At 44.2% G+C, this 16,773-nt stretch carries 15 protein-coding genes; 1 reads left to right on the top strand and 14 read right to left on the bottom strand.

The genetic code is table 11. The features are described from left to right. Positions 1-47 precede the first annotated feature (47 nt). A complete protein-coding gene (locus HP552_RS25555) occupies positions 48-1,397 on the top strand; it encodes a hemolysin family protein (protein WP_175398197.1) in 1,350 nt (449 codons plus the stop codon). Positions 1,398-1,500: 103 nt separating this feature from the next. Here the strand turns inward: HP552_RS25555 and HP552_RS25550 are convergent, their stop codons facing one another. From HP552_RS25550 to HP552_RS25485, 14 genes are all read right to left on the bottom strand, one after another. Next, positions 1,501-2,577 (bottom strand): AI-2E family transporter, encoded by a 1,077-nt coding sequence (locus HP552_RS25550; protein ID WP_175398196.1) that lies wholly within the window; start codon positions 2,575-2,577, stop codon positions 1,501-1,503. A gap of 176 nt (positions 2,578-2,753) precedes the next feature. Beyond that, positions 2,754-3,548, bottom strand: coding sequence for an ABC transporter permease (locus HP552_RS25545; RefSeq protein WP_175398195.1), 795 nt, complete (start codon positions 3,546-3,548; stop codon positions 2,754-2,756). Then, complete coding sequence (locus tag HP552_RS25540) at positions 3,541-4,449, bottom strand: ABC transporter ATP-binding protein (protein ID WP_175398194.1); 909 nt, start codon at positions 4,447-4,449, stop codon at positions 3,541-3,543. Before HP552_RS25540 ends, HP552_RS25545 begins: the two co-directional genes overlap by 8 nt. A 551-nt stretch (positions 4,450-5,000) precedes the next feature. After that, complete coding sequence (locus tag HP552_RS25535; protein WP_175398193.1) at positions 5,001-5,519, bottom strand: hypothetical protein; 519 nt, start codon at positions 5,517-5,519, stop codon at positions 5,001-5,003. Between the two features lie 83 nt (positions 5,520-5,602). Then, entirely contained in the window at positions 5,603-6,175 is a 573-nt protein-coding gene (locus tag HP552_RS25530; RefSeq protein WP_246311071.1) for a VanZ family protein, read from the bottom strand. 28 nt (positions 6,176-6,203) lie between these two features. Beyond that, positions 6,204-7,121, bottom strand: coding sequence for an LCP family glycopolymer transferase (locus HP552_RS25525; protein ID WP_175398191.1), 918 nt, complete (start codon positions 7,119-7,121; stop codon positions 6,204-6,206). 36 nt (positions 7,122-7,157) lie between these two features. Next, positions 7,158-8,489 (bottom strand): UDP-glucose dehydrogenase family protein, encoded by a 1,332-nt coding sequence (locus HP552_RS25520; protein ID WP_175398190.1) that lies wholly within the window; start codon positions 8,487-8,489, stop codon positions 7,158-7,160. Next, positions 8,486-9,880 (bottom strand): sugar phosphate nucleotidyltransferase, encoded by a 1,395-nt coding sequence (locus HP552_RS25515; RefSeq protein ID WP_175398189.1) that lies wholly within the window; start codon positions 9,878-9,880, stop codon positions 8,486-8,488. Before HP552_RS25515 ends, HP552_RS25520 begins: the two co-directional genes overlap by 4 nt. 60 nt (positions 9,881-9,940) lie before the next feature. Next, the gene (locus HP552_RS25510; RefSeq protein ID WP_175398188.1) at positions 9,941-10,939 is read right to left on the bottom strand and encodes a polysaccharide pyruvyl transferase family protein; all 999 of its coding nucleotides are present in this window, start codon (positions 10,937-10,939) and stop codon (positions 9,941-9,943) included. Further along, positions 10,905-12,290: an oligosaccharide flippase family protein gene (locus HP552_RS25505; protein WP_246311048.1), complete on the bottom strand. Its 1,386-nt coding sequence runs from the start codon at positions 12,288-12,290 to the stop codon at positions 10,905-10,907. Before HP552_RS25505 ends, HP552_RS25510 begins: the two co-directional genes overlap by 35 nt. Continuing rightward, on the bottom strand, positions 12,290-13,186 hold the full coding sequence (locus HP552_RS25500; RefSeq protein WP_175398187.1) for a glycosyltransferase: 897 nt from the start codon (positions 13,184-13,186) through the stop codon (positions 12,290-12,292). The genes HP552_RS25505 and HP552_RS25500 overlap by 1 nt, the downstream gene beginning before the upstream one ends. A 33-nt stretch (positions 13,187-13,219) precedes the next feature. Then, the gene (locus HP552_RS25495; RefSeq protein ID WP_175398186.1) at positions 13,220-14,365 is read right to left on the bottom strand and encodes a glycosyltransferase family 4 protein; all 1,146 of its coding nucleotides are present in this window, start codon (positions 14,363-14,365) and stop codon (positions 13,220-13,222) included. 39 nt (positions 14,366-14,404) lie between these two features. Then, positions 14,405-15,487 (bottom strand): glycosyltransferase family 4 protein, encoded by a 1,083-nt coding sequence (locus HP552_RS25490; RefSeq protein ID WP_175398185.1) that lies wholly within the window; start codon positions 15,485-15,487, stop codon positions 14,405-14,407. After that, positions 15,480-16,634, bottom strand: a complete 1,155-nt coding sequence (locus HP552_RS25485; protein WP_312884344.1) for a glycosyltransferase — start codon at positions 16,632-16,634, stop codon at positions 15,480-15,482. The genes HP552_RS25490 and HP552_RS25485 overlap by 8 nt, the downstream gene beginning before the upstream one ends. Positions 16,635-16,773 lie beyond the last annotated feature (139 nt).

Here is a 16,773-nt window from a genome sequence, read left to right as displayed (position 1 = left end):
ATATAATATTCGTTAAAAACTTATTACCTAAAGGAGAAGAGCAGTGAATGGAAAGTGAGAGGTATGCGATAAATTTAGTAATGGTTGCGTTTTTGATAGGACTTTCGGCGTTTTTTGTTGCAGTGGAGTTCGCTCTGGTACGGGTTCGTCCGAGCCGGATCGACCAAATGATTGCAGAAGGGAACAAGCGTGCGCTGGCTGTTAAACAGGCCGTTGCCAATCTGGATGGCTATTTGTCCGCCTGCCAGCTTGGAATCACGATCACATCTCTGGGACTGGGCTGGCTGGGTGAACCAACGGTAGAGAAGATTCTCCACCCTGTGTTTGAAAGCTTGAAAATGCCTGAGGCGGTTTCTTCGTTCTTATCGTTTGTTATCGCGTTTGCTTCCATCACGTATCTGCATGTTGTGGTTGGTGAACTCGCTCCAAAAACGATTGCAATCCGGAAAGCCGAGACTGTTGCACTGCTGACGTCTACACCTATCATCTGGTTTAACCGAATTATGTATCCTTTTATCTGGCTGTTGAACGGCTCAGCGAACCAACTGGTGAAACTGTTCGGAATCAAACCTGCCTCTGAACATGAAGATGCACACTCCGAAGAAGAGTTGCAGATCATTATTAATGAAAGCTTTGAAAGTGGTAAAATCAACCAAGCTGAGTTCGGTTATGTAAGCCGGATCTTTGCTTTTGATGAAATGTTAGCCAAAGAAATCATGGTACCCCGGACCGATATGGTCTGCCTTTATGTGAATAGAACGAACGAGGAAAACCTGGAGATCATTCGTGAAGAGCAGTACACCCGTTTCCCGGTTGTGAACGAGAGCAAAGACGATATTATCGGTATCATCAATACCAAACAATTCTTCCTTGAGCTTTACGGAAACGATGAACCTGTTGATCTTTCTTCACTGATCCAGCCCGTATCTGCTGTTCATGAAACGACTCCGGTTAAGGATCTGCTCAAGAAAATGCAAAAGGATGGCGTTCATATCGCCGTGCTGGTCGATGAATACGGCGGAACATCAGGTATTGTGACGATTGAAGATGTGCTTGAACAGATTGTCGGCGAGATCCGCGACGAGTTCGATGCGGACGAAGTGGAAGACATCCAGGTCATCAACGAAAACTATGTCATTATGGATGGTAAGGTATCCCTGTCCAAGGTTAACGACATGTTTATGTCGAACCTCGATGCCGATGAATGGGATACGATTGGTGGATGGCTCTACAGCCACCGTCCGGAGATGAACGAGCAGGATGAGTATGAGTTCGAGAACCTGACCTTTGTTCTTCTGGAAAAAGACAAAAACCGGTTCTATAAAGTGGCAGTTGTACCTAAAGAGCCGCTCGTTATGTCTGAGTATACGGATGACGAATCCGAAAAGAGTTCATAAGCGATACAGTTAATCACACGTTAATGCCGTATTGGAATATAAAAGAGCACTTCCCTCGCGGAAGTGCTCTTTTGGTATTTCATCAAAAAAGATATGCTCATCTTCACGTATTCTCTGCTCTATCCTCCACAATTCGATTCTGAATCTTGCGGAAAATGATCTTGATAATCATATACAACGGAATCACAATGATCATGCCGAGGATATTGCCAAGGTCAGCACCTACCAGCAATAAAATGACGGTTGTCAGCGGATGGATATCCAGCTGCTTGCCATAGACATAAGGAGATATCAGATTATCCTGAATCTGCTGCGCCACCACGATAATGACCAGCGACCAGATCGCCATGGATGGAGATTCAATAAAGGCTACAATAACAATTGGTATGGCTGCCAGGATCGCACCGACATAAGGAATGAAATTTAATATGATGGATACGACCGTCAGCAATAGCGCATAAGGCAATCCGAGGATAAGAAAACCGATGTACATCAGGATTCCCAGCGCGACATTGACAATCACTCGCCCTACAATAAAATTGCTCAGCGCTTCATCTATTTCATGAACGGTCTCTTCCCCGTCCTTCCGGTAACCTCTCGGCAGAAGCAGGGTTAGATTGGTGCCAAACTTGCTGCCTTCCTTCAGCATGTAATACAGCATAATCGGAAATGTCGCCAAAATGATGACCAGATTGGATACAACCGAGAACAGCCCGGATAGATAATCCGTTACCTGCGCAATTCCCTGAGTCAGGAAGTCAGAGAATCGTGAAACGATATCCGAATCTTCGGGCAGATATTTGGACAGGAAGCCGCTTCTCTCCAGTTCGTTTAGCTGAGCACTAAGTGAGGACATCAAAACCGGTGTATTTTCAATAAAGTTCCATAGTTGTTCCCGGAGTGAGGGCCATACGAGCACACTGAATCCGGCAATCAGCAGGGCAATCACGACATAAATAATGAGAACGGACAGAGCCCTCTTCATCCGATGTCGTTCCATGTAGTCAACGAGCGGCCGAAGTAAATAATAGAAAAAGCCCGCGATCAGTAGCGGAATAATGATGATATGTATTAGTGATGTTAACGGGCGGAAAATAAAATTCACTTTATCTCCCAAATAGACAATGAGCAGCAGCAAAATAATGGCTGTGCAAATTCGGTAAAACTTATTGTTTATCAAGAAATTGATCCCTCCATACGCTGCGCTCCCCGTATTGCGGCGATAATCTGGTGCACTCTTTGACGGTCACTTGATTATATGTACCCTTAAACGCAAGTATTGCCACAATTGGAGTCTGTTATCGTGAGGTCTCCTTTTCTCAGTGAGTGAAATGGGCAAAAAAAAACAGCAGGCGGTTAGCCTGCCACATCTCTTTTATTGAAAACTACCCATGAAATGACCATAAAGATGACATAATAAACCGCCAGTACAGCAACGGAGAAACCAAGGGTCATTCCCGCGTTACCCCCGCCGAGCAATCCAAAGTCCATTCCTGAACTCATATACCGGCTGAGATCCATGTTATTAAACAGGACAAACTTGGCCCATTCATACCGATCCGGATTGAAAATCAAGGCGAATATACTCTGGGTGAACATGATAAACAGTGACAGACCAATCGCCAATGCCCCCGAACGAAACACGGAAGAAACCATAAAAGCAATAGCCAGCGTAATAAACAGATCGACATACAGATATGCCCATAACTCAAACGCATATGACGCCGAGCTGCCGCTCCCGCTCACAGATCCATCATGGGAGAATAGCAGATAGGACATGCCCGTTGCGAGCAACAGGATCAGAATCGTACTGAGCAGACTGAACGCAATGACAGTCACGTATTTTGAGGCCAAAATCTTGCTTCGTGACCATGGACGAATGAGCAGCAGCTTGATGGTCCCCCATGTGAATTCCCCTGCTACCGCTTCAGCTGCAATGACAACACAGAAGATGGTATTCAGGAAGAACACGATCTGAACCGTAGTGATAGCTGCTTCCCAGAAGTAAACGTCACCGGCTGCCATGCCTTCTCTCAGCAGCACCGGAAACAACAGCGAGATTAACGCCAAAAATGAAAGCATGATCCACGTACGGGGCCGCCGAAATATTTTCATATTTTCATTCAATAAAAGATTACCAAAGTTAGACAATACCTCCGCCCCCAGTCACTTGTAAAAATTGGTCTTCGAGTGTGTGCGTTACGTTACGGATCCCGTATACCTGAATGCCTTCACTCACCAGTTTGGCATTTAGATCCGGAATCTGGTCACGTGATATACGTACCACAAGCATGTTCCCTTGGACCGCAGCATCATGAACCAGTTCTGCGGCACGCTGCGCGTCATTCACTTCAAAGGCAACTTCCGTGAGTGCATCTGCCCCGGCTTCGGCTCTGAGGTTTCTCACATCAATCAGTTTACCGTTTTGGATGATGGCAACCGTATCACACATCAGTTCCATCTCCGACAGTAAGTGGCTCGAAACAAAGACGGTAATGCCTTCCTCACGGCTGAGCTGGCGCAGATAATCCCTTAATTCCCGAATCCCCTGCGGATCAAGACCGTTGGTTGGCTCATCCAGCACAAGCAGCTTTGGCTTATGTAATATGGCCTGCGCCACACCAAGGCGCTGACGCATCCCCAGAGAATAGGTTTTCACTTTATCATGAATACGGGCCGTTAACCCTACACGCTCAATGGTTTCCGCAATGCGCTCTTTCGTAATCCCTGGAGACATGCGGGCAAAATGCACAAGATTCTGGTATCCGGTGAGAAACTTGTACATTTCCGGATTTTCTACAATGGCTCCCACATTAGCCACTGCCTGTTCAAATTCATTCTTTACACTGTGTCCCGAGATGAAAATATCTCCCTTGCTAATGGACATTAGTCCGACCATCATTCGAATCGTTGTCGTTTTCCCGGCACCATTAGGCCCTAAAAAACCAAAAACCTGCCCCGGAGAAATATCCAGAGTCAGGTCGCTGACCAACGATCGGGAAGATATGATTTTACTGACGCCCTGAAGTCGGACGACCGGCTCCTGCTGCATTCAATTCACTCCCTCATCAACGGGCATATTTAATCAGGCCCGTTTCTCATATGAACATAGTGTATCATAATCTTTAGTATATTGTCCCGTAAACTGGGTGTTCTCCTTGCGCTTTGTATGGATCAGACACGCTCCACAGCATCCAAGCGGCATTTCACTCCGATAAAATCCGGTGCGAAATACGTGATTGCCTCCATAGCCCTCTTCCTTTGATTCGACAGAGCCTCTACCAACCGACACAATCATCCCACAACTGACACAGTAAAAGCGGCTCGTTTCGATCACTGAAATTCCTTCCCCTCAACAAGGAGCGATGTCGTCCCTGTTATTTGTCGTTAGAAGCTGAATTTTGATACATTTTGTATCTAACTCGTAATTTACTTGACCCCAGGACTATTGTCAAGCCCATCGCCCTTTAAATAGGGCCGAAACGCAAAAAAAGCTCTATAAATGCGACAAAAGTCTCGCATTTATAGAGCTTTTCTTCGGGAAAATGATACAAAGTGATGCAAAGTATCGATCAATATCATCCGCCTACCCGCCTCAGAAGATCATTTATGGCTTTCACCGGAGTGCTGCTCCCCACCCTTTCCAGGGTAATACCAGAGCAATGTCCAGTCCTCCCCATCCTTCACCACATAGCAGGTCTGTACAAGATTCAATTGACCGAAGGTGCTTCTGTACTTCATGATTATTCCGATTTTGTAAGCCTCGGCAAATGGCTCTACGCCGTCAATCACCGTGACATCAAATTCCCGCTCCGGTTTTTCCATCTCGAACTCAAATGTTTCCACGCCAAAATGCTGCATAAAAATATGTGCTCTGGACTGCAAATAGGCACTTTTGGAGAAACGTTCCTTCATCAGTGGGTGAAACAGTTCCCATGAACTGCCGAAATCTCCCGCCTGCTCATAATGGTAAAACTCTTCAACCACCGAAGCAGCTTCATCCGGAGCATCCGCACGAAAAAGATATGGAATGGTTTTGGCTATAAGCCATAACAGCAGCAGCACAAGTGCGATGAACCCGATCTTTTTGAACAAAGCATTGCGATTGCGTCTTCGCAGCATGTCCACCCCTCCTGTCCTACTCCATTCTTATGATGGATAGCAGGAAAGTAGAAGCTGGTTGGCACAGAGCATTTCCTGGGAAATCACTTGTTTGGAGTTGACGAATGCCTGCGAGATCTTCGTTTCCGGATCATGGTCTTCATCGCCACATAAATTGTAATTCCGCAGAAGCCACCAATCAGATCCACTCCGATGTCACGTATCGAACTTGTCCGGTTAGGGCTGAACTGCTGGATATACTCATCAATAGAGGCAATAATCGCTACAACAATCAGGGAAGCAGCGATACAGGTCAGCATATGCATTTTCCTGTACCGCAGTCCGCCGAAGACAAGCACCGCCAGCACTGCATACACAAATAAGTGCGCACTCTTGCGAAATATAAACTCGGCGAAGTCATAAGGTCTCTGTCTCAAAGAATAGTCATGCTCTCCGTAAGTGAATTGCACATCAGGCAATACAAATCCGATTTTGACTTTTTCGGACCATTGATGCAGCCAAGGCTGGATGGTCTGCTGCTGATACGATTGGTTGGACATGGACCAGATCACCAAAACCCAGGCTGCGATCAACAGCAGGGACAGAATAAAACCGTACACTCTTCGTTTGCGACCGTGTCTCCTTTTTCTGGAGCCCTCCTCCACAATTATTGTCATCACCACTTTCGTTGCCCATCGAAGATTCTTAATTCTTTAAATTCTCTTCAATTATCCCGTGAATGCGATCTCGCTCCTGCTGTTCCACAATATAATAGTAAATTCCGTTGATCTTTTCGCCTTTACCCTTGATTTCCACTGTGTCCACATTTTCGAGATCACTGCGATAATCAAGAATAAGTTCCTTCATCTCATCAAAAGTCAGGTCTGTTCTGACATGTGTACCCAGCTCATCCAGCATATTTTGAAGATTGAGTACACTGGAGAATTGCATCGTATTTTTCATCATTTGCTTCAAAACCTCACGTTGCCGTCCATTACGCCCCAAGTCTCCTTGGGGGTCATCATACCGCATCCTCGAAAAACCCAAGGCAGCCACACCATCCAAATGAATATTCCCCTGCTCGTAACGATGACCCTCATAATCAAATGCAAATGGATTATTTACATCTACACCTCCGACCAGATCAATGATTTTCGCAAAACCTTCCATGTCCACTTTCATATAATAATGAATGGGGGCATCCAGAAATTGTTCTACGGTTCTCACCGACATGTCTACACCGCCGAAGGCATACGCATGATTGATTTTGTCTTCTGTGCTGTGGCCAACAATCTCGGTTCGTGTATCCCTCGGAATATTAAACATGAGCACTTGTTTTTTCCCAGGATTCACACTTAATACGATCATTGTATCCGAGCGCCCCGGATCGTTCGGACGTTCATCCACTCCCAGAATAAGAGCATTGAATGGCTCCTTGCTATTGATATCTACTGGCAGCCCGCCTCTATTGTCCGAAATAGAGACAGGCTGCGCTGGATCACGCGGCTCGTAAATCTGATCAGCTGTAGACTTCACGGATTGGTATAAATACATCGCATACCCAAACACAGCAATGACAAAAATGGAAACCACCCAGATCGAAATTTTCATCCACTTTTTCATGGTATGTCCTCACTCACGTTATGATGATATTCCTGTTTAGATGATCGCTGCGGCTTTACCTTCTGCATGATTGAGGCCAGGGCGGCCTACAGAGTAATATTGGAACCCAGAAGCATGGATTTGTTCTTTGTTGTAGACATTACGCCCGTCAATCATAATCGCTTCATTCATCATGCTCGCAAGTTCCATCAGGTTCATCTGGGAGAACTCCTTCCATTCTGTCAGCACGCAAAGTGCATCAGCTCCTTTGGCAGCCTTCAGCGGGTTATCTTCCCATGCGATCGAGGCGACATCCATTTCTTTGCGGAAGTTGGCTGTGGCAATCGGATCATAAGCCTTAACAACAGCCCCCGCTTCTGTTAAATACCTAATAATATCGATAGCAGGTGCATCCCTTACATCATCCGTATCCGGTTTAAAAGCAAGTCCCCAGACGGCAATGGTTCTACCGCTAACGGTACCGAAAATCTCTTCAAGTTTGCGAATCACATTAAATCGTTGATCCTGGTTAACCTGAACAACGGATTTTAAAAGTCTGAAATCATAATCAACTTTGCCCGCGATTTGAATCAGAGCCTGTGTATCTTTGGGGAAACAAGACCCTCCATAACCAATACCAGCTTTCAGGAATGAAGAACCGATTCGTTTATCATATCCCATGCCTTCGGCTACACGCGTAACATCCGCGCCAACCTTTTCACATATATTTGAAATTTCATTAATAAATGATATTTTTGTTGCGAGGAATGCATTGGACGCGTATTTAATCATCTCTGCTGACCGGATGTCAGTAATGATGAGATTTTCGGTTAGTGGGCGATGAAGTTTCTTGAGTGCCTTGATTGCCCGTTCACTGTCCGTACCAATCACGATACGATCCGGATTCAGCGTATCCTTCACTGCAGAGCCTTCTCGCAAAAATTCAGGGACAGACGCAACGTCAAACGGTTGAGTGGAAATACTCTGGATCAGTTCTCTGACGCGATCATTGGTGCCCACAGGCACTGTACTTTTGGTCACAACAATTTTATAGCTCTCCAGATGGGTCCCAATCTCGATGGCTACCTGCTCGACATACCCCAGGTTGGCATCTCCATTTGGCAAAGAGGGGGTTCCTACTGCGATGAAGATAATATCGGATTCACGAATGGCTTCAGCGATATCGGACGTAAAGGATAACCTGCCTGCTCGCTTGTTGGCGACCATGAGTTCTTTGAGTCCAGGCTCGTAAATGGGAACTTCACCTGCATTAAGCATATCTACTTTGTCCTGATTGTTATCTACACAGATGACCCGATTGCCGATCTCCGAAAAGCAGACTCCCGATACAAGACCTACATACCCTGTTCCAATTACTGCAATATTCATCTTGTTTTCCCCCAGTTCACACAATTTTGGATGATGTCTGCCCATTCCATTTCAATTCTTACAATGTCCTCTTCGATCAGTTCACTGCCCATCTGGACTTCGATAATTTCAAGTTCTGTAACAGCTTTCACACTATGTTTTCCGCCAGACGGAATTGAAATGGTATCGCCCTGATTAATCTGTCTAATATCACCGTCCAGAATCAATTCACCTTGCCCGGAAACGACTGTCCATACTTCGTTTCGTTTCAGATGGTACTGGTAAGATAAATTTTTTCCGGCTCCAATAATAATGCGTTTGGTTAGTACCTCTTCACCCTGAGCATTCCGTGTATAATCAAGAACCTTGTAACAGCCCCAGCGGCGTTCTTCATACATGGGACGTTCCGTACTATCTTTGAGAAGTTCTTTAATTTGTGGGCTTGCTTCTTTCTCGCTGACCAGGATACCATCCGGGCTCGTAGCAACAATCACGTTTGAAACGCCCAATACGCATACCGGGATATTCAACTCATTGACCAGATGGGTGTTTACTGAACTCTCTGTAACTACACCCTTGCCCACAATGTTGGTGCTCATTTCATCTGTCAGCGTATTCCACGTCCCTAGATCTTTCCAATATCCATCGTAAGGTGTAACTACAATTTGAGAGGCCTTTTCAACGACTTGATAATCGAAGCTGATTTTCTCCAACCTTCCGTATTGCTTGAGCATCTCTTCATACTGAATTGGCAGCTCAAGCTCGATCAGCAGATTAATCAGATAATTGAGTTTGAACGCAAAAACCCCGCAATTCCAAAGGGCAGATTGTTTTATCATCTCTGCTGCTTCAGCCTCGCGAGGTTTCTCTTGAAAACGGGTTACCTTGGCATATTGCATATGTTCTTTTTCTCTTGTTTCGCTTGGTTCCGTTACAATATAACCATATTTTTCCGAAGGATAGGTGGGTTTCACTCCGATCAATGCCAAATCCACTTTGGATTCCGCCAGGATCTGTTCAAGATCCATAACTTTATAAAAGAAAGATTCCTCCACGTAAGGGTCAACCGGAAGTACGGCTACGGTTTCGTTCAAGCTGACACCCTGCACCGAGTAGAGATAGACAGCCGCTAAAGCAATGGCAGGGAAGGTATCCCTGCGTTCCGGCTCAACCACAAGGTCAACCTCCTCACCCAGTTGGCTTTGTAAAATCTCCACCTGTGGCTTGCTCGTTGCAATCGTCGCCTGTTCACTCAATCCGGTCTGCTGTAACTGTCTCCATACCCGCTGCACCATTGACTCCGACTGCCCCTGGGGACCTTCAAGCACTTTGAGGAACTGCTTGGAACGTGTATCATTGGACAAGGGCCACAACCTTTTCCCCGATCCTCCTGAGAGAAGCACGATTCGCAATATGATCACTCCACTCTATATTTTTCAAAAAACGGATGCTCCTTGAAATTGATGTGCAACCTACACAGACACGGTTGACTCAATGTAATTATGATCGATCTTTGCACTTTTCTTAGAAGATAAATCCAATGTTGCCGTGTTGACCTGGTGGGTCCATATTCGATAATATCCGGAGTTTTTACCGTAGGAATTATCAATTAGAAGATTGGGCTTTGCCATCAAACAGGACAAGATGTGACCATGCAATCTGGAAGAATGGATCATCTCATATTCACTAAAACAACGAATCGCTTTGTTTACCAAATAATCACTATACTTCATCCAGATCTTCTGAAGCAGCCGTCTGCCTTTTCCTTTCCGAAGTCCAAGTCCCAGCCAATATACCAGTTTGCGCTCGTACCGATTGTACAAGGTAGGCCAATCCAGGAAATCTCCTTGCTGATCTGCAACCATATGGGAGGGTTCTGCGGCTTTTTCAATATCTGTTCTATAAAAATTCAATCGTTCTTTACGCGGAGAGCTATTTCTCTCGATCGGCCACAATTGATGTGCCATATCTGGTATTAATGAAACGTGGCACCCTTTAAAGTTTTCCGTTGCTATCTGATAAGAGGGTTCATCTCGTACAAACAGATGAAGATCGGAATGTTGGCTGAATACTTCAGCCGTTTTACGCAGAGCTGTTTCCTCCTTGAAGAAGATCGTTTGAGGAAGAATAATGATCCGATGCTCGGGATATTTTCGGATTATATTTTCCCTGAGACGCTGATGGGCTTCGTATAAATCGCCGAAATTCCCACCACCATGCAGCACAATAATGTGGTCTTTCGGGATCACCGTTTGTTCATTAAAATCGTGAACACTGTAACGTTCAGCAACTTTTATTCGATAGTCTTTGAAAAAGGCTTCCGTCCCTTTCATAATCAACAGATCGCCGCAATTGCTATGCACAGGATAATCAATATAGTAGATTTTGGACTCAGGAGGCATGATCTCCAATATCTGCTCAAGCTTCTTCTTCAACTCATCCATGCGATGAGTCTTTTGCAAGTTTGGCATCTTTTCCGGCTCCTTTGAGTATATTTTTCTCTCTTAAACGATCCTTCAGGAATAAAATATCTGCTCGGTCATAGAGCATTTTGCGAATCGGCATCTTGAAGATTACAGATATGGATACCAGTGACATCAAAATACGTACAAATGAGCCCAGCAACAGGGCGAGGCCAATCCCAAACAGTCCAAACAACGGAGTTAACACAAAAAACAAGGTAATCGTCACACCAAGTGCAATAACCTGACGTAAAACAATTACGCCTGGTCGACCCAGTGCATTAAAAGCTGAAGCCAGAATCCATGATCCTCCGCCTACAATGCATTCAAGAGAAAGCAGATAAAAGGTACTGCTCGCCTGGAGAAACTCAGGTCCAAATAGTAGGCCAATAAAAAAACGACCAATCAGCATACTGGGTATGATGATGATCGTCATAAGAACCATACTGATTCGAAAAGCTCTTCCTACAAGTGTCAGCACTTTCTCCTGTTCCATTCCTGCAACTTTGGGAAATATCACATTCGTGATTGCCATCTGTACTACATTGAACATGCGGGACAGCGCATAAACAACAGAATATAAACCAAAATCCATCGGTGTTAATAGCGCCAGAATAATAATTTTGTCGAACTGGTTATACAACGTTCCCAACAACTCTACTCCATACACGCGGATGCCGTAACTAAACAAGTGAATGCAAGTTTTGAATTGGGCGACTAATTGATTGATCGGACCGAAAATCTGTCGTCGCATCATGAACATGTAACCAAGCAGAACCAGAATATTGGCAGCAAAACTGATCATGATGGCTTTCTCCACAGTTAATAACCCTGTAGCCCATAGTGCAACAAGTCCAAACAAATTAATAAGAGGTGCAAGCAGTCGGGACAGATTATAAATATGGAACTTTTCCGTGCCTTGAGCTGATGCCGCCAGCACTCCCATAAGTAATAGAATAGGTACCATGGAGACCGTATACCAACGTGCAATGGTAACTACGGATTCAGAGTATCCTGAGAGCCATAAGGGAATACCAAACCAACTGATTATGCCGGCAATTAGACTAATGGGAAGCTGGACGGCAAAACTCATGCTGATGTATGTCGGCAATTGATCACTGTGTTTTTTAACATTGTAGATTAGTGAAGTCGGTAACCCGAGAGCTGCAAGTCCTGATATAAATGCAGGCCAGAACAGCACAGCGGCAAGCTCGCCTTTACCCGTAGCCCCAAACATGCGGGCTGTCACAATGGACGTCAGTGTTGTAACACCCATAATGAGAATATTGGCAAAACTGGTCATGAGAATGTTTTGAATCATGCTGTATTCTCGTCTGTTTTTGGCAACGGCCATGTTCATTAGGTGTTCAACCCTTTGCCATTTCGGAATGAACCAACAATCGTTCCATTACGATAAGATATTTTAGCCATCTGACTGGTCACTTTTTTTACATTGTTAAACGAGATCACAATAAGTAAAACCGACTGTGCGATTCGAATCAGATGTTTATAAATTCCCCATGCGCTTTTTTGATATCGGGTTGCGTCACTAATACCTTGCCAGTATACCCGGCGAAACAACCAACGTTTATTCAATCTGCTTTTAGCAATCTTATGTTCTACCACCGCATATGGACTGTAATAAATCTTATGAACTAATCGAACCCGGCCAATGAGTTCACTCTCTTCACTCGACATCAGGTTATTTCCGACACGACCAAGATCTACTCTAAACGGCTGGATTTCCCTAAATATGCTCTTTCTAAATGATACGTTCGCCCCAAACGGAATATGAGGAGCCTTCATCTCCACAACACTGTCCGAGAAGTCCATTACTGTATACAAAGTAACAATTTCATCTGGAATCCACTCCGGTTTTCCACCTTCCCAAATGGGAACGATCTTGCCTCCTACACAACCAATGGCAGGATCCATATCAAATATTTTTATAACTTCATCAACCCATGTTGGAGCAGCAAGGGCATCGTCATCCAAAAACATGACAAACTCTCCCTTTGCCTCCTCAATGGCCCTGTTCCTTGCATAGGACAATCCTAGTTGCGGCTCAAAAACATATCGCACATGTTCCGGGAAGTTCATGGATTCGAACAATTCTTTTGTGTTATCCGTAGAACGATTATCAATAACCAAAATTTCATATGTCTTGTAGTCAGACTCGCCTCTTAATATACTATCAACAGCCTGCATGGTGTCATGTCCCCTGTTGTGTGTACAGATGGCTACTGATGCCCTCATCTTCTCACCCCAAAATATGCAGTTTTTTTGTGCTCAGGCCAATTGTCTTAACAGCTGACCACGATGTGACCAAAGACAATGATTGATAACCCAGTCGTAGCCATTATCGCCGAGCTTTTGTGCTAGTTCCTCATCCACCACCAATTGTTCGATCCGGTCTGCAATCTCCCTTTCGTCCAATGGATCAACAAGATAGCCGGTAACGTGATCCCTGACGGCATCCGGAATACCGCCGCTGTTGCCACCAATGACAGGTAACCGGTAATAGTTAGCTTCCAAAAATACAATCCCGAAACCTTCAACATCACCTTTTTCCTTAATGTCTCGACTCGGCATGATAAACAGATCGGAGCATTGATACAATTGATGAAGTTCGTCATCAGAGATACCTCCTGTAAAAACGACTACATCCTCAAGAGCATACTGCCGAACCAAACGCTCCAGCTCACTTCGATAAGGTCCATCACCACATATGACATATTTCAGATGGGGAATGCGCGGGATGACATGGCGAATCGCTCTTAGCGTAATATCATGCCCCTTCCGCTCAACAAGGCGCGAGACAGTAATCATTACTTTTTTGCAATGCAGGTCATATTTGTCCCGGACATCTTCATTTAATTCGGAATTCCCACTCAATTTGCTAACATTCAAACCTGGAGGAATAATAACGATCTGCTGTTCAGATATGCCTAGCTCAATCAACTTTGACTTGGTATACTGACTGTTCGCAATTACCTTGTCAGATCGTCTAAGAATAATCATTAGGAGCGGGAATAACCGGCTGTTTACCATCCCCATGACATCCAGACCGTGAACGTAAGGGAAATATTTCACTCCAAAGAGTGCTTTCATGAACGGTCCGGCTACGCCTACTGGAAACACATTAACAAAGTGTATCTCATCCGTTTTTCTACGCCATTTCAGAAAAATAAGCTGTAGAATTAAGATAATTTGCGATAGGATTAGCAGAACCTTGTTGGAGTTCCAGTATATCCGCTTCCGAATGATCTCAAAGTCTGCTTTCCGGTCAAACTGATCGGATTCCTCCGTATCTTTGATTATATTGGTTAAAACCGTAACCTCTTCTGCAGGAATCTGTGATATTAGCCCATAAGCATAATCATGAATTCCTCCTTTTTCCGGTGGAAAATCTACTGCGACAAAAACTTTATGCATGCAACTTATCTCCCTTGAAAGACCATATGGGTTCACTATTCACACCGTGCTCATAATGATATTCACAGTGTCTTTTGCACATTTGTTCCAGGAAAATAGACCTGAATGATTTTTGCCCTTATACGACAATTGCTGGCTTAAATCTGGATTTGATGTAATTTCAATTAATCGTGAAGCAGCATCTTTTGGACTGTTAGGATCAAAATACAGAACTGCATCCCCACATACTTCAGGAATGGAGGCACGGGAAGATACAATCACTGGGCAACCCGAAGCCATTGCTTCCAGTGGTGGTAAACCGAAGCCTTCATATAAGGAAGGGAATATAAACCCAGCAGCATCTTCGTATAACGCTTTTAGTTCTTCGTCTGTAACGTATCCCACCCAATTCACTGTATCAGATTCAGTCCATGCCTGTTCACCAAAAACCTTGCTATTTTTGGATCCCACAATAACCACGTTCAAATTATGGGCTTCGATCTCAGGCAGCACATCAAAAATCAAATTAAAGTTCTTATAGGGGTTCATTGTACTAACAGCCAAAATATACGGAGAATCAATACCATATTTCTCTTTAGTGCCTGTAGCGGCCTTTTTTCGATGAATATGATCAATACCCAGATGAGTGACGACAAGCTTGTGTTCTGCTATTTTACAATGTTGCATGAGCTCTCCTTTGGAGAAGTGGGATACCGTAATAATTTTTTTAGAGTTTTTACCCAAACGAACCATTAGGAATTTGTACCAAGCACGAAAAGCAAAGGAGAATGCCTGTGGGTAGTTGAAAACAGCAGCATCATGGATTGTAACAATCTGATTTTTGTTAAAAGCGGGCCCGGTGTTACATAGATTAATTAACAGCCCACTTTTCGTATGGAAAGGAAGCTCGAACTGCTCCCATAAGTGTCCTTTTAGTTTACCGACCACTCTGTGACGAATATGCTTAAAGTCAGGTCGAGTAACTATATTTGAAGGAGACAGCAGACAGAATTCGTATTCGGAAGAATCGATTTCTCCTCGATCAATCATTTCATCCATCTCTTTCACAAGTTCAAGTGCATATCGTTGAACTCCAGTGATCGTTTGGGTAAGAAATCGTGCATTAATATATATTTTAGTCATGTACATCTCCAGCTCTCTTAGAAAGTTCCAAACGACCTGGTGCTGAAGCTCCTTGGACTACACTGTCTGCATAGCCATGCTGATAGAGATTCACAAGCTCTTCATTCATCCGCTCGGCACTAAACTTATTTTTATACAAGGCATATCCTGCTTCGCCCATATTTTTCAATTCATCTTTATTAAGATGCTTGAGAATGTGTAGCAGTTCATGAGAATATTCAATGTCAAATAAGTATCCATTTTCTCCGTGCTCAACTAGTTCAGGCAGAGCTCCACGGCGACTTGCAATAACAGGCTTGCGGTTTTTCATAGCCTCCACAGCGACCAATCCAAACCCCTCCCAGCGAGAAGGCATAATTACTGCATCACACTGTTGATAATAGCGATCAATATCTGCATTATCCACCCAACCCAAACGGATAACATTGTCCGGAAAAATCCATTCGTTATTCTCGATCACACTATCTCCAATGACATATAAACGAATATAATTCTGCAATTCAGGATTTTCAATTAATGTTTGCAGCAGCAGATCCAGTCCTTTTTGCCGATCATACCTACCTACAAACAACAATTGCACAACATCAGGTCCTCTTTCTGCCTCAACCAATGGAATCAGGGTGTTAACTTCTCGCTCACGAACACCGTTATACACCAACCTGGACTTAGAAGCTGATAGCCCAAGTTGTATGGAACTTTCCAGCTCATGTTTAGAGATATTAATAATTACATCCGTTTTATAGGCCATCAATTTCTCGATCAACAAATATCCCTTTTTTAATAATGGCTTCGTATCCATAAGAAATGCCCAACCGTGAGAGCAATAAAAAATACGAGCCTTTCTCGGCTGAACGAAAAACAAGCCCCTAGCGAGCAAACCCGCAAATGAGCTATGAATGTGAATGATATCTGGTTGTAATTTGCGAATAGTCTGATGAATCTGCCACATAGCCGAAAGAAAGTGCCTGGGATGACGCTTGTATTTGTATTGCAAAATATGATCTGGCTCCAAATCAAAAGTTGTGACACTGTTATAGGCGCTCATCAGCAAATAGACATCAAAATGTTGCCGCTGATATGCAACAACCTCATTGAGATAGGTTGCCATACCACCAACTACGTATTCTCCAATATGCAAAATCTTCACTGTGCTCACCCCGCTTTCTGAGGCTTATTATAATCATCACGAGACCCTACTTGAGCCATGCAAATATTAGTGTATTCCTTTAGTTATACTTTCAAATTACTAGAGAAACATGACCACTTGGTACACAATCCACAGCACC

This window comes from Paenibacillus xylanilyticus, from assembly GCF_013359935.1.
GTDB lineage: Bacteria > Bacillota > Bacilli > Paenibacillales > Paenibacillaceae > Paenibacillus > Paenibacillus xylanilyticus.
The sequence above is the reverse complement of the archived record's forward strand: the minus strand, read 5'-3'. Positions and strand labels throughout refer to the sequence as shown.